General features: G+C 52.0%; 17 protein-coding genes. 9 read left to right on the top strand and 8 right to left on the bottom strand.

Going from position 1 to position 22,276, the window contains the following annotated elements; translation table 11 throughout:
- Positions 1 to 25: 25 nt before the first annotated feature.
- Positions 26 to 1,582 (bottom strand): YifB family Mg chelatase-like AAA ATPase, encoded by a 1,557-nt coding sequence (locus Pla144_RS15870; protein WP_146451647.1) that lies wholly within the window; start codon positions 1,580 to 1,582, stop codon positions 26 to 28.
- A 258-nt stretch (positions 1,583 to 1,840) separates the two neighbouring features.
- Between Pla144_RS15870 and Pla144_RS15875 the strand changes: the two genes are divergently transcribed.
- On the top strand, positions 1,841 to 2,383 hold the full coding sequence (locus tag Pla144_RS15875) for a hypothetical protein (RefSeq protein WP_146451648.1): 543 nt from the start codon (positions 1,841 to 1,843) through the stop codon (positions 2,381 to 2,383).
- On the top strand, positions 2,380 to 3,558 hold the full coding sequence (locus Pla144_RS15880) for a hypothetical protein (RefSeq protein ID WP_146451649.1): 1,179 nt from the start codon (positions 2,380 to 2,382) through the stop codon (positions 3,556 to 3,558). The genes Pla144_RS15875 and Pla144_RS15880 overlap by 4 nt, the downstream gene beginning before the upstream one ends.
- Positions 3,559 to 3,569: 11 nt before the next feature.
- On the opposite strand, the gene Pla144_RS15885 is transcribed toward Pla144_RS15880, so the two are convergent.
- On the bottom strand, positions 3,570 to 4,109 hold the full coding sequence (locus Pla144_RS15885; RefSeq protein ID WP_146451650.1) for a thermonuclease family protein: 540 nt from the start codon (positions 4,107 to 4,109) through the stop codon (positions 3,570 to 3,572).
- A 49-nt stretch (positions 4,110 to 4,158) separates the two neighbouring features.
- Complete coding sequence (locus Pla144_RS15890; protein ID WP_146451651.1) at positions 4,159 to 4,464, bottom strand: hypothetical protein; 306 nt, start codon at positions 4,462 to 4,464, stop codon at positions 4,159 to 4,161.
- A 545-nt stretch (positions 4,465 to 5,009) separates the two neighbouring features.
- Here Pla144_RS15890 and Pla144_RS15895 point away from each other — a divergent pair.
- Positions 5,010 to 5,642 carry an HNH endonuclease gene (locus tag Pla144_RS15895; protein WP_146451652.1) on the top strand — a complete coding sequence of 211 codons (633 nt, stop codon included), beginning with the start codon at positions 5,010 to 5,012 and terminating at the stop codon, positions 5,640 to 5,642.
- A 12-nt stretch (positions 5,643 to 5,654) separates the two neighbouring features.
- Here Pla144_RS15895 and Pla144_RS15900 read toward each other — a convergent pair whose 3' ends face one another.
- The 4 genes from Pla144_RS15900 to Pla144_RS15915 form a co-directional block, all read right to left on the bottom strand.
- Positions 5,655 to 7,253: a hypothetical protein gene (locus Pla144_RS15900; protein WP_146451653.1), complete on the bottom strand. Its 1,599-nt coding sequence runs from the start codon at positions 7,251 to 7,253 to the stop codon at positions 5,655 to 5,657.
- Positions 7,250 to 8,044: a glycosyltransferase family 2 protein gene (locus Pla144_RS15905; RefSeq protein WP_146451654.1), complete on the bottom strand. Its 795-nt coding sequence runs from the start codon at positions 8,042 to 8,044 to the stop codon at positions 7,250 to 7,252. Before Pla144_RS15905 ends, Pla144_RS15900 begins: the two co-directional genes overlap by 4 nt.
- Before the next feature lie 236 nt (positions 8,045 to 8,280).
- Positions 8,281 to 9,072, bottom strand: a complete 792-nt coding sequence (locus Pla144_RS15910; protein WP_146451655.1) for a Nif3-like dinuclear metal center hexameric protein — start codon at positions 9,070 to 9,072, stop codon at positions 8,281 to 8,283.
- Positions 9,073 to 9,223: 151 nt separating this feature from the next.
- On the bottom strand, positions 9,224 to 11,857 hold the full coding sequence (locus Pla144_RS15915; protein WP_146451656.1) for a COG1470 family protein: 2,634 nt from the start codon (positions 11,855 to 11,857) through the stop codon (positions 9,224 to 9,226).
- Positions 11,858 to 11,932: 75 nt separating this feature from the next.
- On the opposite strand from Pla144_RS15915, the gene Pla144_RS15920 reads away from it, so the two are divergent.
- From Pla144_RS15920 to Pla144_RS15935, 4 genes are read left to right on the top strand one after another with little or no spacing between them, the layout of a single operon-like run.
- Positions 11,933 to 12,718, top strand: a complete 786-nt coding sequence (locus Pla144_RS15920; RefSeq protein ID WP_146451657.1) for a sugar phosphate isomerase/epimerase family protein — start codon at positions 11,933 to 11,935, stop codon at positions 12,716 to 12,718.
- 57 nt (positions 12,719 to 12,775) lie between these two features.
- A complete protein-coding gene (locus tag Pla144_RS15925; protein ID WP_231936384.1) occupies positions 12,776 to 13,732 on the top strand; it encodes a carbohydrate ABC transporter permease in 957 nt (318 codons plus the stop codon).
- Between the two features lie 3 nt (positions 13,733 to 13,735).
- Positions 13,736 to 15,073, top strand: a complete 1,338-nt coding sequence (locus Pla144_RS15930) for an extracellular solute-binding protein (RefSeq protein WP_146451659.1) — start codon at positions 13,736 to 13,738, stop codon at positions 15,071 to 15,073.
- Positions 15,066 to 15,890: a carbohydrate ABC transporter permease gene (locus Pla144_RS15935; RefSeq protein ID WP_146451660.1), complete on the top strand. Its 825-nt coding sequence runs from the start codon at positions 15,066 to 15,068 to the stop codon at positions 15,888 to 15,890. The genes Pla144_RS15930 and Pla144_RS15935 overlap by 8 nt, the downstream gene beginning before the upstream one ends.
- Positions 15,891 to 16,233: 343 nt before the next feature.
- Here the strand turns inward: Pla144_RS15935 and Pla144_RS15940 are convergent, their stop codons facing one another.
- The gene (locus tag Pla144_RS15940) at positions 16,234 to 17,796 is read right to left on the bottom strand and encodes a hypothetical protein (RefSeq protein ID WP_146451661.1); all 1,563 of its coding nucleotides are present in this window, start codon (positions 17,794 to 17,796) and stop codon (positions 16,234 to 16,236) included.
- Between the two features lie 1,973 nt (positions 17,797 to 19,769).
- Between Pla144_RS15940 and Pla144_RS25160 the strand changes: the two genes are divergently transcribed.
- The gene (locus Pla144_RS25160) at positions 19,770 to 20,654 is read left to right on the top strand and encodes an ECF-type sigma factor (protein WP_231936385.1); all 885 of its coding nucleotides are present in this window, start codon (positions 19,770 to 19,772) and stop codon (positions 20,652 to 20,654) included.
- A gap of 267 nt (positions 20,655 to 20,921) precedes the next feature.
- The gene (locus tag Pla144_RS15950; protein ID WP_146451662.1) at positions 20,922 to 22,268 is read left to right on the top strand and encodes an RCC1 domain-containing protein; all 1,347 of its coding nucleotides are present in this window, start codon (positions 20,922 to 20,924) and stop codon (positions 22,266 to 22,268) included.
- The last annotated feature ends 8 nt before the right edge of the window (positions 22,269 to 22,276 follow it).

Consider the following 22,276-nt stretch of genomic DNA (forward strand, 5'->3'; position numbering starts at 1 on the left):
AAGCATCGCACGGCTTTCTTGACGCTCAGCTCCAAAACTGCCGATCGAGCATGCGATAATTAATTGCTTCGCTGATGTGTTCCACGCCAATGTCGTTGGCACCGTCAACATCGGCAATCGTTCTGGCAACACGGAGTACCTTGTCGTGGGCGCGGGCCGAGAGGCCGAGCTGGTCGACGCTCTGTTCCAACAGTTTCTGACAGGTCGAATCAAGTGGGCACACCTCACGCAGCTGGCGAGATGTCATCTGTGCATTTGTGCGAGTCGCGGTACCTTCAAATCTCTGAGTCTGGCGCTCGCGGGCAGCAACGACCGATTCCTTCATGGACTTGCTATCAGTTCCATGGGCCGATGCAGCCAGCTCTCCATAGGGAACAGCTGGCACCTCAATGTGAAGATCAATTCTGTCCAGCAGTGGGCCGCTGATCTTGGACATATAGCGCTCTATCTGGGGAATCGTGCAGTGACATTCCCGTCGGCGATCGTTCCGATATCCACACGGACACGGATTCAAAGATGCAACCAACATGAAATCCGCCGGGAACTCGTTCGAGCTGAGGGCTCGACTGATTGAAACTCGCCCATCCTCGAGTGGTTGGCGCAGTACTTCAAGTGTTTGTCGGTGGAATTCGGGAAGTTCGTCGAGAAAGAGGACGCCGTTGTGGGCCAGACTGATTTCGCCTGGCGAAGGGATCGAGCCGCCGCCGACCAGCCCGGCATTGCTAATCGTGTGATGAGGTGCGCGGTATGGACGCCGTGCTAAGAGCGGTTTGCCGTAAGGTAGTTTGCCCAAGGCGCTGTAGATGCGAGTTGTTTCGATAGATTCCTCCGCAGATAAGCCGGGCAAAATGCTGGGAACTCGCTTGGCAAGCATGGTCTTTCCCGAACCTGGCGGGCCTACCATAAGCAGATTGTGATTTCCGGCAGCGGCCAGGGTGATCGCGCGCTTGGCCATTTCCTGGCCTCGGACGTCGGCGAAGTCAACATCGTAGCCTCCTAGCTCTTGGAATAGTTCTTCCAGGCGAGAGGGAGTGGGCTCGATGGGAAGATGCCCGGCGAAGAAAGCGGCGGCCTGCGCAAGGGTATCCACAGCAACGACCTCGATGTTTTCTACAACGGCAGCTTCGGCGGCATTGGCGGAGGGGACTACGATGCCGCGGAGTTTTCGCCGCTGCTCTGGGGCGAAATCTGCTGAAGCGGACATCGCCATGGATAAAGCGCCCTTGATGGGACGAGTTTGGCCGTCGAGTGCAAGCTCTCCCGCCACAGCGTACTGTTCAAATAGATCTGAGTCGAGTTGTCCGCTTGCTGCTAGGAGTCCCAATGCGATTGCTAGATCAAACGACGCGGCTTGTTTGGGAAGCTCTGCCGGGGCAAGATTGATCACTACTCTATTCTGCGGTCTAACGTATCCACTGTTGACCAATGCCCGCTCGATGCGGTGGGTGCTCTCTTTGACGGCCGCCTCGGGAAGCCCGACCAGGATAATCTTGGGAATCGCTGCCGGAGAAACGTCGACTTCCACCTCGACTGACAGGGCATCAATACCGAGCAAGGACAATGTGTGCAACTTAGCTAGCATGGGACACCTCCATGGAATGTATACTAATGTTCACTATTTTGGCGAATACTCAGCTAGCTGGCAAGTCATATCTTTGCGAAAAAAGCAAGTTCTTCGAGAAACAAGCCTTTCCCTCAGCTTGTGGGAGAATTTCAATCCCCGCTAGCAGCTTTGCGTGCTCACCTTGCCGCCATAGAAACCTTCTTCTACTATCCCGGCCGCTCTATTTGCCCATCTGGAGCTATACAACGCTCTTCCCTGCCAGTGGACTATGCGCCCATGCAACTGGAAATCGATATCGCTACATTTAGCCGAGTCTGTGCCGCAACCGAGCGACCACTGCTGCCGGGTGATGTCTATTTCTCGCTCCTGGAGCTCCAAGCGAACGAAGTGGTTCGCCAAGACTTCAGCGCCGATGCCTGGCGGGGAGCTTCCGAAGACTGCGTAGGCTGGTGGCGATCGCGAGTCCCTGCCAAAGGGGATGCTCCACCTGCAATGGCCCCGATTGACGTCATGCTCAATTTGTTCGAGGCTCTGGAAGAGGTACCTGCCGAACTTGAATTCCGGTACTTGCTCGGACTCTTGTTACTACGCCGTAAGTCTTTACGGCGAGACGATTCGACTCGGGATGACCAGGGAAGAGAAGTCTTGATCCTGCATTGTTCGCGACGCGAAAAAGAATTTGAGCTGATTGTCGCGGAGCCGACGGCCGAACAGACAGTAAAAATCCAACAGAAAATGTTTGATTTGCTGTACTCAAACCGTGATTCGACGCCTGGCAAAACTGTTTCCCAGTTCGAGCCGAGTAAACCAGTAGCATGATGCGAATACCTGACTATCTCAGAAAATACCCAGCACGTGGCCTAGTTGGCCTACTGTTAATCTTCTGTTGTTCAGGCGCGACTTGTTCACGCTCGATTCGTAATCCTTTTACATCGGTAGGCCCCCCAGCTCCCGAAGTACTTGTACCGGGAGCAGCTCTTGATCAAGTCATTGCCGCAGTGAATCAAAATTCCATTCGGATTCAAAATTTTCAGACGAACAATGCCTCGATCTCTGTGCCTGGCACCACGGTTTTGCCTTCTCTCAGTGGGAACATCGCTGCAGAGCGTCCTGGTAGGTTGCGTTTGCAGGCGTCCACATCTCTTACAGGACAAGAAGTCGACTTGGGAAGCAATGAAGAGTTATTTTGGTTCTGGGTAAAAAGAAACGAGCCACCGGACTTGTATTTCGCCCGCCATAGCCAATATGTGGGAAGTGCTGCCCAGCAGTTGATGCCGATAGAACCAAGTTGGTTGCTCGATGCCCTGGGATTTGCCCAGTTTGCACCGGAGGACTTCCACGAGGGCCCCATACCGCATGGCAATGGAACGCTCGAGATCCGCTCTGTGATTCAAACCCGGATCGGAACTCTCACCAAGAGTACAGTGGTTGATGCTCAGCGGGCCTGGGTCCTTGAGCAGCACTTATACGATGCAAAAGGGACATTGCTAGCCAGTGCAATCGCACGATCACACCAGTATTATCCTGCAGTCAATGTATCGCTACCACAGGTAATCGATATCTCGATGCCAACTGCCCAGCTTGCCTTGTCGATAGACGTTGGCACCGTGCAGATCAATCAAAGTTCTCTCAACCCAGCTCTATGGCAATTACCGGTTCTGGCTGGCTACCGTCAAATTGACCTGGGGACTGCACCCCCCGGTGCCATTTCAGCGATGGGAGCACCAGGTAGCAATGACTGGAATACGTTTGCCTCTCCAACGAATTTTGGGATTGGAACCCCTCCAGGGGTAGCTCCCACGGCTTATCAAGAGCAACCGATCGCAGCCTATGTCGTTCCACAGGCTCAGGATTCCATGGACACAAAAAGCCCGCTCGTGCCCTACACCCAGACCCAGTTCGTATCACCAGCACCGACTATGGTTCAGCCAGCAGCCCAACCGATCCACCAACAACTCCCGCCCGGAGGGATACCTCTTGGGCAGGCATACTGAGCTCACCATATCTAGCGAATTGTCCCCCAGATACCAAGTTTAGCGCCTCGTGCCCGGTCTTGGGCTCGACGCAGACGGTCTTTCATCGACTGGCTGTAGTCGTATCCCAGCTTCGCTCGCGCCAGACCTGCGGCAACCAATTCCTCGTTAAGAAGACGATCGTTGTTCCACACGAATCGTAGTTTCCTACCGTATCGGTCTTCTAGTTCACCATCGATAGTGAAAGTGAGCTTGCCGCCAGCTTCTGCAACGAATCGTTTGGTGTATTCAGTCGCCTCAGGTCCCCAAGCTTGCACGGCGGTGTCTTCCTTTACTGTCTCTGGGGTATCGATGCCCTGGAGACGGACGCGCACTCGGTCCTTCTTGAGCAATAGAGTGTCGCCATCCACAACTCTTAGGACCTCTTGTTCACCCTCGTTAATCGTTGAAGAGGGCGACGTCGAGTCCTGCGACAAATAAGGTTCTAACCATTTGCTAACGAGTGCCAGAGTGAGAAACAGGACGAAGACGAGAAACTGAATCCGCGGGTCGCGTCGAATGCGGCCAGGCATAGTTAACTTTCGGTTGTAGAAAGGCAAGAGAATTGTTTGACTGAACGAGTCAGTTCTTGCTGAAATCCAATTGCTGTGACATCGCGCGGCCTAGCGGATTCTTTACAAAGCGATTTCGACATTCTCCACATAGATCAAAACGGACGTGACGATATACCTCGTCGTCGACATGTCCATCTAATGAATCATCAAGTGATTCGAGAATGTCCTGGATTTCCTGAAGATGATCACGATCGTTGTCGCCCTCATCCTCCGCAGTTTCTAGAGCCGCGTAGACTTCCATACGAACTACATATCTAGGATCGATCTCGGCATCGATGGGTCGTTGGCAGCAATCGCAAGTGTAGTGAATCATATGCTTGGCTCCTATCAGCAAGAATCTTGCGCACGGCAATAACGGAAATCATCCCTGTAAATTCATACTAACGACAAGTTCTCGACTAGGGCAAGGCAAACTTCCCTTTATTTTTTTGAGACCTTCTGTAAGAGTGACCAGTTGATTAAGCAAGGAATTGTGGCCAGCATGGAGAGCAAATGTCGTGCCCATGAAGTTTTCAATAATCTTCGAGGTCGGAGACATACTTCTCTGGCTTCCCGGTAGGCTGGGAAGTACAATAAGGCTAGGTGGCAAGGAAATTTCCGCGCTCGTCGGGGAACCCCTGCTTCGTTCAGTCAGGCGATCCGGCTGGTGTGGTGGTCAACCACTTTCAGTAATCGTGGGACTCTACAGCAGTTTCCTGCGATGGTTCTTGGCAATTTCCGCAGAACTTGTGCCAAGCGTGGCGTGTCTATTCTTGAACACAACTCCCCCCCTATCGAGGGATATTTCAGGAAGGAACTGTAGCCGTCGTACCCATTACAAAGTAATAAAAGCGAGTTTTCACCGGAAGGAATATGTCAATGTCGGCCGCTTCGCCTACGGGACTCAACGCAAGTGTACTAGTTTTAAACCGCCAATATATGGCGGTGCATGTGGTCGGTGTACGAAGAGCCTTTGGCTTGCTCCTCAATCAACTTGCAGAAGTGATTCACGTCGAAGACGGCCAATATGCCAATTACGACTTTCATTCTTGGCGAGAAATTAGCGAGCTGAAAGCAGATTTCAAAGAGCCCCACGACGATTGGATTCGTAGTGTAAACTTTGAGGTATGTGTCCCCCGCGTCGTTCGGTTGTTGTACTACGATCGACTTCCCAAGCAACGTGTCCGACTGAACCGCCGCAATATCTTTGCTCGCGATGCCAACGTCTGCCAGTACTGTGGCAAGCGATTTCCTACCAATGAGTTGAGCCTCGATCACATTCTTCCTACTTGTCTAGGAGGAGGAACTAGTTGGGAGAATCTCGTCTGTGCATGCGTGAAGTGCAATGTTCGCAAGGGGGGACGCACTCCCAAAAATGCTGGCATGAAACTGATCCGCAAGCCAATCATGCCACGGCGAAGTCCGATGTTGACTATCAAGCTGGGGAATCCAAAATATTCCAGTTGGAAAGCGTTCGTGGACTCGGCTTATTGGTCAGTCGATTTGGAATAACGACTGGGTTCGCTATTTGAGCAGGAATTCTTGCAATGATTCACTGGGAAACAGACAGTAGCTGTATTCCCGCGAATTGAGAATCTGCGAAATATTATCTTGCCGCTGAGATCGAAAGATTTCCTGCTCAAGATGCTTCTTTCGATTCGCAAGCCACACCTGCAATTGTTCGTTCGAACTAGTGATCTCTTGATGCCTCACGGTGGCGTTTCCAGGCGTCTTTTTCGTATGCACCCATTTCTGTTTTGAGCTGATAAGCTGTTCGATTTGAGCCTTGTCTTCTGGGCCAAGTCTCATGTCTTCCAAATGGCTCTCGGGGTGATAAAGTAAGTCTCGCATTTCTTGTCGCAGGAAGTTTTCAGAAGCGAGTTCAGGAGCTATGTGAGGAATGGGTAGATGCAGGGTACCTGAAACAGTGGCATACGGGGGGAGTTCGATGCCCAAAAAATTGCGACAGAGTAAATCAGTCACTTGATCGTATTTTGCCCCGCCAATGCCGTGAATGAAAACGTCTGCCAAAAAGAGCCGGACAAATAGTGTTGTCGTGAGTGCTCGTGTTCTAATTTTAATGCCTCGAGATTCCAAGTCCGCCAATTTACTGGATGCTAAGTCTGATTCGCTGTCGCTATCGATGGGCAGTGACTCAGCGAAGTCATGGCGATCAGACAAGTAACACTCACTTGAATGGGTCTGGACATACAGTGGGCGTCTCACAGGGGCCGCGGTGCTCCACACCCAGAACGGAGTTTCAATCCAATCGGCCTCTGAGTGGAGGTCTGGAACCGGGTGAGCCAGGTTGCGTAGGCGATGTACTATTCGATATTGAGAGAGCGCGGAATTGTAGGATTGTCGAAACCTCTCGGCATGTACAAAGAGATGCAACGCAAATAGCCTGAAAGCCTCCAACTGGCAAAGCATGCTTTGGGGAACCTCCCAAGAGTAGGATCCCCAGGCACGTTCAAGACGATGTCGTGCTTGGGATAAAGCAATTCCCAATTTCGACTTAGAGCTTGAGGAAACTACGGTTGGCCACCAATCTCGGACCATGGGGGCTTTCACGAGAGGTTGAATTGTATCGGCAGAGCGTTCGCCGAAAGTATGCCAAAGCCTTTGATCCGCCACTTGCCGTTCTTCATAGGGAACTGAGGCGGCGATTTTATCGTATGCAACATGTTCCACCGCAGGGTCGTTGGCACTTCCTGTAGGTATTCGAATGGCGGGAGCGCGACATAGATCGCTGTCAATAATGAGATTGATGGCTGTACCGCCACTTGCCTTGGCTAGTCGAGCAGCGGAAAAGTTTTTGTACCAAACTCCCGGGTGGAACAACTCAGGTTGATGGCCAGTGAATATCAGCGGCCCGTCGGGGTCTGCGGAGCTAGAAGCATCCGCATATTGGCTCGTATATGTCTTTACCGCTGAGATTGTGGATTTGCGGGCCTGTGCGGAAAGCTGTGAGATCGGCAAGCCAAAGAGTAGGCCTTGATCCAACTGCGATCTGTTATTTTCACTTCCAGTCCATTCGATCAACTTAGGCCAAGCTGGATCGCAGAATACTTGCCCGTTTTCGATAGGCGCGCAAAATCCTGGATAGCGATTCGCAGAGGTCATGAACAGTTCTGCATGAAACAAGAAGCGGCTTGGGTGTCTGTCTCAACCAGTCCTGGGATAGCAGCAGATCTTCTCGCACGTGCGATCACCTCACGATAGTAGTTCAGGCGAATTTCTGCCGCGTCGAGTGCTCCGCCAAAACTGCGATCTTCATCCAAATAGATTAGCGGTACAGGAACCTCCGTGATGTGGAGATCATGCTCGGCTGCTTGGACCCACAGTTCCAATGGCATGGCATAACCAGTTTCGGTGAGCTCCAGGCAAGCGAGTGTTCTCGTTCGATAGGCTTTGAAACCACAGAAGGCGTCGGTCAGTTTCAAGCCCAACTGTTGATTCAACTCCTTGGTGATGGTCTGGTTGATCTTGAGCCGATCACCAGGTACGTCTTGCATCGAAGGGGAGGCCACCAAATACCGACTTCCTGAGGCGATATCCGCATGCCGGCAAGCGGCCGCCATCTGCCCGATGCGTTGTGGTTCGTGCTGACCATCGCAGTCAATAGTTACAATAAGATCGTAACGGTGGTGAATTGCGAAGTCGAAAGCTGATTTCAAGGCAGCACCGTAACCTCGGTTTTCGCGGTGCGAAAGCAGATGAATATCTGCCCGATCTTTCAAAAGTTCTCGAGTTCCATCTGTTGACCCATCGTCGACAACTAACACATCGGTTGCGAACTTGACAACTTCATCAAGCACAGACGTCACATGTCTCGCTTCGTTATAAACGGGGAGGGCTGTCAGAAAGCGACATGACGAGAGATCGGAATGGCAAGTCTGGGATAATTGGATCATGTCGGACCTTTTCGTCAGGCTTTTTACCCGACTATTTGAGTTGCTTCTCACTCGCGAGAGTAAGAACCAGCGACTGAGGTAAAACGTTTGGCAGGACTAATTACAATGACAGGGAATGAAGTCCATCCATCCTTCACATTTTAGGCGGGGGAGCAGGGGGGTCAACTTGAGAGGTTTTCAGCCCCGATCACACCTGCTGCACTATCAACAAACACTTTTTGCCTCATGCGCTAGGTTCACCGAAGTCGAAGGGGATCCTCCTCGCTCTGACTGGCCCAAACGGTGATTTCTGGGATCAAATCACCTAAATAATCAGCAAGTGAAATCATACCGAACCGCTCGGAGGCAAAATGGCCAGGAAGTATCAAGGCAACTCCGCGAGCCTCAGCTTCGAGACAAGTGTGGAAATTCGTTTCACCAGTAATTAGACAATCGCAATCCAATTCGATAGCCCGGTCAAGAAACGAGCCTCCACTTCCACAGGCAATGGCAATTCGGCTGACCACTTGGTCGTCTTGCCCGACAAGTTGAAGTTTTTCTAAGCTGAGGAATTGTTTGACTCGCTTGGCCATCTCCAACAGCGGCACATCTTCTCCAAGAATTCCACTGCGACCAGCACCAATGTCAGCGTCATCGACATCCCTAGGAAAAAGCGGAACAATTTCCTGCAATCCCAAGCCGATCGCCAGATGTTGGTTGATGCCAGCACGAGCTGAGTCGAAGGCCGTATGAGCACTGTAGACTGCGATCCGGGCAGAGATAAGGTTCAATAGCAATCGGCCAACCGTGGTATCTGCAGTAATGTTCTTCAGAGCATGAAAGGGGAGGGGATGGTGAGTAACAATCAGATTAGCTCGGCCTTCAATGGCTTCGGCGACCACTGCAGGAGTTATAGTAAGACAGGTTAACAGTCGTTCTACTGACCAAACACGATCTCCGACCAGCAGCCCAACGTTATCCCAATCCTCTGCAAGCGACAGCGGAGCAACCTGATCAATGTATTCAACGACTTTTCCAACGGTAGACATGTAACCCCGATTGCAATAGACTCTCTGATGACACTGATAGTTGACAGGCTCTGCTGTACCTTGAAAATGGCACCTTGCTTTTTCAACTGAATATCGTACTGAGTGGCATGGTTCCAGACAAGGCGTTCGATGTCATCTCGAAGGTTCTTGTTCACTCTTCGACTAGAACACGGTGATTCAACACACGGCGTTCTCCACCAATTTCTTCCACCCTCAGGAGAAGTTCTTCGCCGAGGAGGTCTTCGCCATGAGAGTAAGAATAAGTCTTGATATCCCAATTGTTTGTTAGTTGGAAGACTTGCATTCTTTGTCTTCGCCGCTCGGACCCGGGGGCATAGAGGAAACACTTAAAATCCACAGGTTTTTTGCCGTGGTTGATCATTCGCTGCTCGACAACCAATGTTTCGTCTTCGGCGAGTCGAGTTGTCAGTTCTAGCTCGATATTGGTATCCCCAACATTCAGGGTTCGGTAGACGCTGAAATTGTAAGGTTTCTCAGCGTTGACTTCAAAATCAACACGGAGTGGAGTTTTACCACTGGTGGCATCAAAAGGCAGGATAATTTGAAACGGTCTTTTCACTTTATCTCCTGCAGCCAGCTTGAAATCGATCCGATCGGGAATAATTTGCCAACCCTCGGGCCCGATGATTCTGATGGTACCGCCAACGCCTTGTTCAAAAGTATTCCTGAGTTCAATGTTGTTTGAGTGAGCCATCTCGAAAACACTTGGAATATTCAATTCAGTGAACTGTGCACCCAGCCGCATTTTGGCTACTGCGGTATTCATTCCCGTAACAAACTTTGGCAATGAACTGATGTCGAGGACGTGTCGATGGTTTTTGAGGTCTGGCGACTCCGACCGTCCCCAGACATCGACCACCTGGACATTTTCGCCAAGGTAGATAACTTCCTGGCGAGGTTGTTGATTCCAGACAACCATGAGTACAGTGCCTTTCTCATCCTCAAAGAGTCGGTTTTCACTCGCTCCGGGTAGTTGAATGGTCCCCAGAAATCGAGTTCCACTTAGAAGCGAAGCCGCGGTTCTCCAGGGAAGTAGTAAGTCGCTTGGAGTGCCCTGATCACTCATCAAGCCAGCATCGTCATCAAAAGGTTTTGCAGCGAAGATTTTAGTGGCACCATGAATTTTCGCGGAAATCATTTGTTGCACAAGATCGTGGGTGCGCGTTTCAAGGTCATAATCTTTTCTCGGAAGCGGCTCGACAAGTGTCCAACGCGTGACTCCCTTACGTTCAGGGAGAGCCAGATAAGTTGCAAGTTCTTCCCCCGTCAGTGGAGGCGATGCGGAGAGTTGCTGAAAATCCCAAGTTGCTAGTCGATTCGGTGGGGCGGCTTCTAGCCAGGGCCAGCCGAGACCTAAACTCACATCCTGTCCGAACCGAAAAAGCTTTTCTCGCAGTGCTCGGATTTCTTTCTCAGCATTCGGGAAATGGGCATAACTGGTGTCGTTATCGACCCCGAGTTGCCACCAGCGAACACGCAGGGATAGCCGGGTCAGTACTTCGTCGAGTGAGGGAAGCCAAATGGACGAATCGACGTTCGACAACAGATCGGCAATGCTCGCATCGGCGGGTAGATCCTTTCCAAAATAATCCAGATCTGCCGGTGGATGGTCGAGCACCCCTACTACATCGATATCCTTTGCTGCTAACTGCTCTGTGAATAACACGAGTTGATCGCCGCGATCCGCTTCGGATTCCCCATACCAAACAGGAAGTTTTACCCAACTGATTCCGGTCCGGGGCAACAGCTGATTAAGCTGCTCGAAACTAAGAGGAATGTCGTCTCCTGCCAAAGACCAACCAAATTCACCCCGCGAAGCAGTCTGCATGGGTGGAACCACCGCAATCGAAATCATGTGGACTTGTGGAGTTCCGCCTTTGGTCTTCATCGAGACTTTGACACTGTAGTAGCCGTATTCTTTGATCGGCGGGTGCCAACTCGTGCTTCCTGCGTAGCCGGCAGGCCTCTCTACACTCGAATCGATGAAATCCGATGACTTGCTCAGCTTTTCGGTAATCAAGCGCCCTGCCAATTGGATGGTATTATCGTTGAGTTTGATACTCCTGGCGTCTAGTAACTCAAAATGAATATTCGGGTCCTGTTCTCGGATCCCCGAGAGTTCGCACGTTACTACCACGTTATTCTTGTTGTCGTAAACATTAAAGGGACTATTGGTATGGACATGCATCCGAGGTAATCGGGCCAACCAAACGTCGTCCAGAGAAAAGGAGCCCTGGAGGTCGACATGCTCTCCTTCTATGACTAATAGTGAAATTATCGCCCATCGAACCTCAGGGTGAGTGACATTCACCGGACCGATGTGAATCTTCTCCCAGTCATTGGTGTCCTGATACCATTTACTAGTTGCCGTTTCGAGGACTTGACGATTCTCGTCGCAAAAATCAATCTTTACTTGGGCGCGAGAATACTTCCCACCTTGGCCTCGCAGACGTGCTTCTACCACATAGCCAAAGTTGTCAGAAATGGCTACAGCCGGGCTACTGATGAGTGCTCCACCACCATTAAGCTTCATGGTGAGGCAATTTCCCGCTACTGCCGTTGCGTCTTCCTGCATCTCCACTTCGACGAAGTGAGGCTTGTTCGGGCCGTAACTACGCTTCCAACCGTCGGGCCATTTATCATAATTAATATCATTGTTCGAGAAATCACAGTAGAATATCTCGACAGCGTCGACGTGCCGTTGCTCGGAAGACGGAGCAACGAGTGCAGAGCATAGCATTAACCAGGCAATGGCGTTTATCATAGATTTTCAATCAAGTCGGGGGAGATGCTCCCTAACCATGCGATATTGGGTTCGGTCTGGAAAGGAATCTAACAAGTGACGACATTTCGAATCGCGGCACAAACTCGGTGCTTTGCGCAGTCTTTCAAGAAAGCATTGCATACTGCTGCGTCGATTGGATGCGACGGAGTGCAATTCGATGCCCGCAGTGAACTTCTGCCCTCTGATATTTCGGACACGGGGCTGCGTCAATTGCGGAAAATGCTTGATGATCTGAATTTGCGGGTCGGTTCGCTGGCCTTTCCCACACGACGTGGATATTCAGACCTTGCCGACCTGGATCGCCGTGTTTCAGCTACCTTGGATGCCATGCGACTCGCTTCGTCACTCCAGGCGAGAGTTTTGGTCTGTAATCTGGGCCGACTGCCGGTCAATCCAGAGAGCTCTGATTGGGGAACACTGGCCGATGTGATCGGTACGTTGACGACACATGGCATGCGACTAGGAGTTCAGTTGGCTGCTCGGGCCGGTTTTGATAGTTGTGTTCAACTCGCGGATTTTGTCGGCTCATTTCCGGAAGGAACACTCTCGCTAGACTTACATCCCGTAAACCTGATGGCAGAGGGACATTCTCCTACCGAATTTGTGTCTGCGCTTGGGCAACACATTGCCCATGTCCATGCCGTAGACAGCGTGCGCGACTTTTCTGCCGACCGAAATATCGAGGTAGAACTTGGCCGAGGTTCTGCGGACTTTCCAGCCTTGCTGGGAAACCTTGAAGAGTTTGAATACCGAGGGTGGGTAACCATCGAGCGGAATGGCTCCGCACAAACTGTGGAAGACTTTGCCAATGCAGTAAAGTTCCTTCGCTCGCTGGGATGAGATGCCAAGTCCTTAGATCCAAATACATCAACAACAACTGAGCCTTGGCTTCCGCACATGAACGGTAATAGTTCGAAAAGCGAAATGCAGGCTGCTTACTGGATGGCAACCCCTTGGCTTATTGGGTTTACTGTGCTGACAGTATATCCATTTCTCGCATCGCTCTATTGGAGTTTCTGCCGCTACGACATGCTTAGCGCCCCAAAGTGGGTGGGTCTAGCAAACTATCGCCGAATCTCTACAGAACTCTTCTCAGGCGGAACCTTGGCGCAGGCGATTTTCAACACCACCTATTTTGCGATCTTGAGTGTCAGTTTGTCTGTAGTATTAGGTGTTCTATTGGCAGTGATGCTTTCCTGGGAGGTTCGTGGTAGGGCCGTATTTCGTACAATCTGTTATTTGCCATCAGTTGTTCCGATAGTAGCTGCTTGTGTCCTCTGGATAGTCCTGTTAGATCCCCAGCAAGGCATGATCAATGAGATCCTGCTGAAGCTTGGTATCCCCGCTCAAGGCTGGTTTAAGAGCACCAGTTCTGCGTTCTGGCCCCCCGCCTGGCCTGAAGACCATGCCGGGCGAATTGTTGGATCGAAGGACGGACTGGTGCTCATGGGAGTTTGGGGCGTCGGAAATCTATTGGTGATTTATCTGGCAGCTATCGCCGACATACCTCCGCAGCTCTATGAAGCCGCGGAATTGGATGGTGCCGGCCGTTGGCGGCAATTTTGGCATGTGACACTTCCCATGCTCACACCTGTGATTTTCTTCAATGTTGTTGTCGGCTTGATCCACTCAGTCCAAGCGTTTACCCAGATATACATCGTCAGTGATGGCCAAGGGGACCCCGCAGGTGCAACCCTAACTCTCTCACTCCATTTATTCCTTGCGGCGTTCAAAGAACTCGACTTGGGTTATGCCTCGGCGGTTGCGTGGATGCTGTTCGTGATCATCCTCTTGATTACAATCTGGCTCTTTCGCACGTCGCATCGCTGGGTGCATCATCAAGGAGGGGCGTAATTCATGGACCAAACCATGAGACGACTGTTTATCGCTGCAATCATTGTGGTGACAATAGGAACTCTTCAGGGAAGCTTGGCAATTGCTGCTGAACGAACCGAGGTAGTCTTCTGGCATTTCTGGGGTGGACGCGATCGACCCATCGTCGAACAAATTGTCAAAGGATTCAACGAGTCACAAGATCATTATGAGGTCCGTCCCATAGCCATGGCGGGGTCGAATCTTGACGTCAAGTTCCTGTTGAGCGTAGCCGGTGGTGACCCACCGGACCTGCTCAATCATGACGATCCTGTGGTTGGCGATTGGGCACATCATGGAATCCTCACCCCACTCGACAAGTTGGCCCCTCCAGACGAAATCCAGCGATTAAATAAGTGGCTTTTTCCAGCGGCCCGTGAGTTAGGAGCCGTAAATGGTCGGCTATTTGCCCTTTGCAACGGCCTCGACATTCGTGCCCTGTATTGCAACCGCACTTTGCTCGATGAACATGGCTTACAACTGCCAGCGACACTCGAAGATTTGGATGACATTGCCGAGACCATTTCGCCTGCGGCAGATTCCCTAGGACGCAACCAGATGGGTTATCTGCCTGACCCGCGGCGATTGTGGGCGTGGGGGATCGTGTTCGGCGGGCAGTTCTCCGATCCTGCGGGAACGATCACTGCCGACGATCCCAAAATCATCTCTGCCCTCTCCTGGATGGCGGACTTTAGTCGTCGATACGGTTCCAGTGAAGTTGCCGCGTTTCGATCGGGAGAACAAGCCCTCACCGGTGCTGCTTTTCCACTGTTGGCTAATCGCCGCTACGCAGTCGTGATGGATGGCCAGTGGCGGATTCGCGATGTGGCAGAGGCGGCTGATGCCGCAGAACGAAACGGTACTCAGGCTGACGAGATCGCCGTCGTCCCTCTTCCACCTCCCCCGGGTGGTGTTGCAAACGCCGGGTGGGTGAACGGTAACTTTTTTGTCGTGCCGCAAGGTGCCCGCCAAAAGCCAGGGGCCTGGGAATTCATGAAATATTGGATGGGATTTTCGGGCAATGAAGTCGGGGCCGCTGAGGCCTGCGCCGCTGGCGGATGGATTCCTGCTTCTCAAGAAATCGTTGATCAAGCACCGTACCAAAAAGAGCTACAAGAACAGCCCTTGTTGCGTGAGTTTGTTTCACTTGCTGCGAGCCCATATCAACGTCCCGTTCCAAATTTGCCAGTGAGCTCATTCTATTACCAGGAAGTCGTGCGCGCCGCTCAACAAGTCATGTATCGCGGTGCCGATCCGCAAAAGGAATTGCAAGCGGCTGCAGAGCGAGTTCGTCAGCGACTTCGGGAGGTAGTTGATGAATAATCGCACTCCCGGTTGGTTGGGATTTCTGAGTCTTGTGACGTTTTCTGCCCTCATGGCTGCGCCCTTATTATGGTTGGTGCTTACGTCTCTGAAGACACCTGAGCAGATGGCTTCCGAACCCTACTCCTGGTGGCCAAGTCCGATTCGTTGGCAGAACTACAGTGATGCCGTTACAGCGATTCCATTTTTTCGTTACCTGGCCAACACATTAATATTGTGTGTTGGCAATGTCGTGGGCACGCTCATTTCCTGCAGCCTTGCGGCGTATGCCTTCGCTCGCTTGCGCTGGCCAGGTCGCGATGTGCTCTTTGCAGTGCTGATCGCAACGATGCTACTCCCTTGGCAAGTGACGATGGTGCCGCGCTTTCTAGTGATCCGCGAACTTGGCTTGTACGATACGTTGGGTGCGCTGATCGTCCCCAAATTTCTAGGAGAAGCGTTTTACATATTTCTCTTAAGGCAGTTCTTTCTAACAGTTCCGCAGTCCTTGATCGATGCTGCTCGGCTGGATGGTTGCAGCGAAGTAGGGATCCTGATGCGTGTGATGCTGCCCCTTTGCAAACCTGCACTACTGACAGTCGGGTTGTTAGAATTCGTCGCTACTTGGAACGACTACGGGGGGCCGCTGCTCTACCTGAACGACCCTGAGCGATTTCCGCTGGCATATGGGTTGGAGCAGTTCATCAGCTCCCACTCGAGCGAGCTGAACCTGTTGCTGGCGGCGGCTGTGCTGTTCACCTTGCCGATTGCCCTGCTGTTCGCCGTCCTGCAGCGCGCATTCCTCAGCGGCATCGCCACGACGGGCATGAAGGGATAAAACTATTCGCGCGCAGGCTACTCCGCGAATACTGACCGCATCAAGAGAGAGCTGGTGATCTGAACGATCCCGAGCGAGAGGCTATTTCTTGCGATGCCGAATCTTGGCTCGCATGCGACGTTTCTTGCGGCCCAGCTTACGCCGCCCTTTTCCAGACTTCTTTGTTCCCACAAATACTCCAATTTAAGCTTGAATTCATTAGATCACCCAACGATTGGATGAAGCTGCTATTTTAGTCAGAACCTGCGTATGTCGGCAAGTGCCACAGAACGTCATTCTAGCTCACGCGGGAACCAAGAGACCCTGGATTCCCGCCTGCGAGAATAATGGCAAACTCGAAGATTCACGAATCCCTTCCATGCCGACCTGATATCTTGCGAGATGCATCATAGAGCACATCGCGATATTTGTTGCGAATATCCAGATAACTCCAGAACAAATAGAGATTCCCCGCCCCTGACCCACTCAACAGCACCCACGACAATAAGAGTGGGAACATAGGCGCAGGATTGGCACCCGCCTGAACCACCGGCTGTGGCGATTGCGATTGCGGTTCAGCCTGGGTGTTCCAGTCAAAATTGGTTGGCGGCGTTGTCGCTTGGCTGCCCGCAGGGGGTGTTGAGTTGGGATTCTGCTGAGCGATCGGCAGGCCATTGGCACCTCGCAATTCAGCATCGGCTGGCACGTTTAGCATGTTCCGGCGAATCTCTGGAACAGACGACTGCCCCTGCAGAGGCTGCGTGGCAGGCCTGGCTGATCCTGAATCGCTGCTCACAGTGGGAGTGAAGTCCGGAAAGCTCAGTCCTGATTCTTTTGGTTCGTCACTTGCCGGGGTCCTGCTCCGGTTGTCGGCAAGATCAAAGCTATCTCTCTCGGGAGCTGGAATCGAGTCAGGGTATCGTTGGCCTTGAGGAATGACACTTGAGTTTCTCGAATTAAAGGCCGGTGCCGAACCACCCGGCGAGCTGTTGCCTGTCGCCCCCTGGCCTGCACTGAAATTCTGATTGCCCAAGCGCGACGAATCGACGCCAGGTACCGCATTGTTTGTCATGCGACGAGAATCACTTGAGGTAGGATTAGGCGCAGCACTGGTTCGCGATTGCCAATCTCCTCCCGGGCTCACGCCCGATGGCTGGGCAGTGCTTCGATTGTTCTGAAGTTGAGTTCCACCAGGAGGCAAAATGGTTTGGCCGTTGTCTGCTAGGCCGCTGCGAACATTGCTGTCCGCTGTGGGCGTACTGCCGGGTGGCAATATCTGCGAATCCTGGGAGGTTGATCCCTGAGCGATACCGCCGGCTGGTTCTCCACCAAACAGTTGGCGAATGTTCGAGTTGACCGTCTCGCCCACGTTTCTTACCTGACTACTCATTTGCTGCCCCGTGCGATCCACTGCATCGGAGATACTACGGCCCGGATCAGGGGGCAAGATATCTTGGGTCGCTTGAGTAGCTGCCTCGCGCACTGCTTGTCCACCGTTTTGCAACGAACGGGCAAAGGCCTCTTGCGAACTCAAGGGATTCTCGCTGGGCGGCAGCACAGGTTGCGTAACCGCCGGTTGAGAAGCATATCGGTTGTCGCCGGTGTTATTGGGATAAGTGTATTGTGCCTCGACAATTCCCTCACGGGATTCTTTCGAATCATCATCCGGCCACGGCTTGAGGTTGGTCACGAGGTTCTGTTGGGGAACACTCCCAGATCCGACGACAATGCGTACGCGCTTGATGGGTCGCACATGATCGGGAACGTCCACGGAAAGCGGGATCGAATCGCCTCCCTTGAGAGTACTGACCAATTCAGGTTCCAGTTGGATGACGCATTCGTAACTGGCACTGCCATCTGGCATCGGTTGCCAACCACACACGACTGCCATCCCTGAGACGAGCAAGAACACAAGTCCTGTGACCATGTCCGAAATCCTTTCCTTAAAACTGCCCGGCGGCTCAAAAGCAGCGGGGCGATCAACTCCTAAAAACGCGTTTGCTGCGAATCGCTGTCAATTCTATCCCAAAACGGCAAAACCTCAAAGACAAGCCAGCAGAGAAAGCAATGGAAGATTGGCCACCTGGTTTACCGGAGTGCTATCACCGCCCGAGTCTTAACGGAAATTGGCTCAGCAGATCTCAAGTTGGTCATCTTGGCAACTTGGTCATGTTGGCCGCGTGTTTTTTCGAGGGTACGCCGGCACACTTTTTGGGGTTGCGGGGTAGCTGAGAGTCTAGAGTCATGTGTCTAGGGCCATACATTCAAGCTCTTGACTTTCGACCTGCACCTTAACAGATCGGGTGGCACAATTTCTACAAGAATCGCAGGAAGAATTTTACCACAGAGGGCACCGATGGCACGGAGGAGAGGATGGGGGACAGGGGGCGGTGTAGGTTGGTAGGCTGCAAACGAGCCGTGCGCAGTTCCGGCATGCGAAGCGGTTCCTTCGCGCAGGTTGGGCGCTGGATGGGACTTTCCCTTTTGTCATTCTGTTAAAAACTTTTTTTACAAAACAAAACCCCCTCCTTTTTTGAGGGTCTGATTTTCTGTAAAGCGTTATGGTGTTGAGGTTTGCGGCGTAGCGGGGGTCGCCGAGTTTGGTGAGTTTTGTAAAACAAAACCCCGGCTCCCCGAGGCCAAAAAGTGAAAGCTTCGGGCAATCTAAGGCCAGGCGAGCTTCGACGGATCTCTAGCCGTGTCGAAGCTGTTCGCCGACACATATACGGTTCGATTGTCAAAGATCAGCGCAGCACCAAAGGGTTCAATGTAGAGAGCGAAACTTAGCCAACAAAAACATAGCCACAGAGTTCAGAGAGATTTCAGAATACTGAATAATAAAAAATTCTCTGTGCTCTCGGTGTTCTCTGTGGCTCTATTGATTCAAATCTTCGCAGCTTGCACAGATTTATGGAACAGGAGGTCATAGTTGTAACGGAGGGAATGAAAGAGGTTGCAGGAACACTAATCTGCGCTAATCAGATTAGTGAAGATCAGCGAGGATTAGTGTTCCTCTCAACCATTCCTATTTTCACTCTGTTGTCTCAGTTTCTCGCCACGGCGAGTCGCCTCTGGGGACCTCATGTTCCAAGTGTTTTGGTTGTGGCCACAGGCCGCGCTGGGAACAGCGATTCTTGTGCCCACGTTTTGCGTTGGTATGCATCCCTTCGACACTCAGCTCGCAATCAGCGCGCAGCTTGAGCTTGGATGGTGCCACGACTCAGGTATTTCTTCGCGAAACTTTTTTAAATAATAAAAAACTCCCCCTTTCATCAGCGAGCTGGCGAGATTCAAATCCTTATCGGATCAAGACTTGCGTATCTACCAGCAAGGTCCACGGGTCGGAGTTTTTAGAAAAAAACCCCGTTCTGAGTCAGGAAAACTGCAAAGTCAGAAAACCCAAAAATAGCATAGCCACAGAGAACACAGAGAATTCCTTGTTTTCTGTGCTCTGAGATCTCTGCGATCTCTGTGGCCATTTTTTAGTTGGCTAAGTTTTCGACTTTGCAATTCCCCCCCGCTCTGAGTGACAAAGCTGGACAAGCATCGTGGTGGTGATAACTCCGGCAACTCGTCCCAAGTCTCGACTCACGCACCGACGCGCGTCGTGCGCGCAGACCAAGCGCCAACCGATCTGGCCAACCACTAACCACTACATTTCTTAATTATCAATGAGCTTGCCTGGTGGGTGAGCTACGACCATTATCGTGATTGGTGTGTTGGAAATCTACAACGATTTTTGGGCCAGACCGTGGACAGGCGCGAGACGCTAGTTGCTAGGCGCTAGTCAGTAGGGAGATTGAGATTTTGGGGGGGCTAGGATCTGGGGGCTGGGGGAAGATTTTTTGCCACCGAGTTCACAGAGACCACTGAGGGGAGTAAAGCGATGAGTGAGGAATAATGTCCAATCGCCAATCACCAATCACCAATCACCAATCACCAATCACCAATCACCAATCACCAATCACCAATCACCAATCACCAATCACCAATCACCAATCACCAATCACCAATCACCAATCACAAACCACATTTCCCCTAGCCTCTATCCTCTATCCTCTATTTGCCCGGGATATGGGAATCGCGACGGCAGTAACTTATCTAATGAGACGGTTGGGAGCTTACATCGTTTTGCTGCCGGCTCTGCCGTCAACCTATCTCTATCCTATCTTTGCAGAGAAAGTGTGGATTTTCGCTGGAAGGCCTAATACACTGAGTCCTATGAAAGACGTCACGCTTATCCTTCAACAAATCCAAGAGGGTCGCGCCGAAGCAAGTGCCGACCTCTTTCCAGCGGTCTACGCCGAACTGCGCCGGCTTGCTACGGCGAAGATGAGCCACGAGCGCGTCGACCATACGCTCTCCTCGACGGCCCTGGTGCATGAGGCGTACGTGCGGCTAGTGGATACCGACACGGTCCGCCACTGGGATAGCCGCGCGCACTTCTTCTCTGCCGCGGCCGAGGCTATGCGGCGTATACTGATCGATCATGCCCGCCAGAAGTTGGCCACTAAACGGGGTGGAGATTTACAGCGTCATGCTGCCAGCGACGATTTAGCTGTCCTGCCCGCTGACCCAGCGATGCTAATTGATTTGAACGAAGCAATCGAGCGGCTGGAGGCTTCGGATGCCGAGTCCGCCGAAATGTTGAAGCTGGTGCTCTTTGCCGGTTCGTCGGTCGCCGAGGCGGGGCGGCTGCTGGGTATGACTCGCGACGTGGCTTATGGCCACTGGGACTATATTCGCAGCTGGTTTGCAGTCCATTTCGACGGCTCAGTCGCTTAAGTCAAGTAATCACTTGAAGTTGCGACTTTTCTTGCTCGCCCAGTTTCTCGCGAAACTACCGGCTCTATCCGCAATCTTTGCAACTATCAACCTACACCTCTCGGGCAGCTAGAAAAGTTTTTCAGCTTTTCTGGAATTTTGTTGCCGACATGCTCGTATCCGAATCCGCATGTTTACTTAGAGGTCGACTGCGAGCCACTCACCTCGCTCAACTTCTTAACGAGTCCCTGCGAAAAAACTTGCATTTACCAAGCCCCGGAGTAATCCATGCACTATCTCAGAATTCCACCGCGATTAGCCGGAATTGATCGCAATTTGACACCGGCACTCTTTTTCGTCCTATTTGCCTCGTTTGCAATTCCTGCTCCATCCTATGCGGGTCGTGCATTCTCGTTTGGCGATGGTGAAAGAGGTAATACGGGACTCGGTGTCGCAACGTATGCGACGGCATCTGCGACTCCCATAGTTACGCCAAATTTCAATGGAAATGCTATCAAACAAGTCTCTGCCGGTTCTGCCTATAGCCTAATCCTTGGCGACGATGGTGCAGTGTACTCATTTGGTTGGAACTTTAACGGTCGTACAGGGCTCGGGCTGACAGATCTTGAGAGCAATACATTCAGCCCCACTGAGATAGACATGTCGAGCCTCGTTGGCGAAACGGTTGCCAAGGTAGAGACTGGGGGAACTTTTAGCTTATTATTGACCGAAGATGGAGACGTTTTTTCGTTTGGTGACAACAGCGCCGGACAAGCAGGAGTGGGGACCAATGTAAGTGAAGTGCCGACCGCATCGCCAATAAATAAGACCTACATACAGAATAGAGCAATTTCTCAGATCTCGGCAGGATCGCATCACGGCCTGCTTTTAGCCGACGACGGCTCGGTCTTTTCCTTTGGCCGTAGCACCCATGGACAGACCGGCCTGGGTACGGATAACGATGTTCTAATTCCTACCCCCATCAACAGTTCCTATTTCAACGGCAAGACGATCGTCCAGGTATCTGCTGGCAACAGTTACAGCCTGCTATTGGCGGATGATGGGACGGTGTTTTCATTTGGCGATAACGGAGGGGGCCAGACTGGCCTGGGTACGACTAATTTTGATGCTTTGTTTCCAACCCCGATCGATACCTCGAATCTAACGGGCAAAAAGATCGTGCAGATCTCGGCATTTGATGCCACGAGCTTTCTCCTAGCCGACGACGGTACGGTTTTCTCATTTGGCGACAATGCCAATGGCCGAGCTGGGCTCGGATCAGTTATCCAGACGGCGCTCGTTGCTACTCCAATTGACTCTACCAATCTAGCTGGCAAGAAAATCGTCGAAGTATCTGCTGGGGACGATCACAGCCTACTCCTGGCCGACGATGGCACGGCGTTTTCTTTCGGAAGGAACGAACACTGGGGGCAAACCGGACTGGGTACCACCGTGGGGGACACCTTTATCGCTACACCCATCGATGTATCGAACCTCGGTAGCAGAACAATCACGCAAGTTTCCGCTGGTGGCTTGCATAGCTTGTTGTTAACCGTTCCTGAGCCGCCTTCGTTCGCACTTTTGGGTTTAGTCCTGGGAGCATCCTGTTGCTTCGGTGGGCGCAACCATAACTGAGTTACTGA

The sequence above is a fragment of the Bythopirellula polymerisocia genome (assembly GCF_007860015.1).
GTDB lineage: Bacteria > Planctomycetota > Planctomycetia > Pirellulales > Lacipirellulaceae > Bythopirellula > Bythopirellula polymerisocia.

Bases quoted from the DNA above. Each gene is read 5' to 3' on its own strand.
- Pla144_RS15940 (WP_146451661.1), bottom strand. From the start codon at position 17,796: ATGGTCACAGGACTTGTGTTCTTGCTCGTCTCAGGGATGGCAGTCGTG.
- Pla144_RS15935 (WP_146451660.1), top strand. From the start codon at position 15,066: ATGAATAATCGCACTCCCGGTTGGTTGGGATTTCTGAGTCTTGTGACG.
- Pla144_RS15910 (WP_146451655.1), bottom strand. From the start codon at position 9,072: ATGTCTACCGTTGGAAAAGTCGTTGAATACATTGATCAGGTTGCTCCG.
- Pla144_RS15890 (WP_146451651.1), bottom strand. From the start codon at position 4,464: ATGATTCACTACACTTGCGATTGCTGCCAACGACCCATCGATGCCGAG.
- Pla144_RS15875 (WP_146451648.1), top strand. From the start codon at position 1,841: ATGCAACTGGAAATCGATATCGCTACATTTAGCCGAGTCTGTGCCGCA.
- Pla144_RS15880 (WP_146451649.1), top strand. From the start codon at position 2,380: ATGATGCGAATACCTGACTATCTCAGAAAATACCCAGCACGTGGCCTA.
- Pla144_RS15895 (WP_146451652.1), top strand. From the start codon at position 5,010: ATGTCGGCCGCTTCGCCTACGGGACTCAACGCAAGTGTACTAGTTTTA.
- Pla144_RS25160 (WP_231936385.1), top strand. From the start codon at position 19,770: ATGTCCAATCGCCAATCACCAATCACCAATCACCAATCACCAATCACC.
- Pla144_RS15930 (WP_146451659.1), top strand. From the start codon at position 13,736: ATGGACCAAACCATGAGACGACTGTTTATCGCTGCAATCATTGTGGTG.
- Pla144_RS15900 (WP_146451653.1), bottom strand. From the start codon at position 7,253: ATGACCTCTGCGAATCGCTATCCAGGATTTTGCGCGCCTATCGAAAAC.
- Pla144_RS15905 (WP_146451654.1), bottom strand. From the start codon at position 8,044: ATGATCCAATTATCCCAGACTTGCCATTCCGATCTCTCGTCATGTCGC.
- Pla144_RS15950 (WP_146451662.1), top strand. From the start codon at position 20,922: ATGCACTATCTCAGAATTCCACCGCGATTAGCCGGAATTGATCGCAAT.
- Pla144_RS15925 (WP_231936384.1), top strand. From the start codon at position 12,776: ATGAACGGTAATAGTTCGAAAAGCGAAATGCAGGCTGCTTACTGGATG.
- Pla144_RS15885 (WP_146451650.1), bottom strand. From the start codon at position 4,109: ATGCCTGGCCGCATTCGACGCGACCCGCGGATTCAGTTTCTCGTCTTC.
- Pla144_RS15915 (WP_146451656.1), bottom strand. From the start codon at position 11,857: ATGATAAACGCCATTGCCTGGTTAATGCTATGCTCTGCACTCGTTGCT.
- Pla144_RS15870 (WP_146451647.1), bottom strand. From the start codon at position 1,582: ATGCTAGCTAAGTTGCACACATTGTCCTTGCTCGGTATTGATGCCCTG.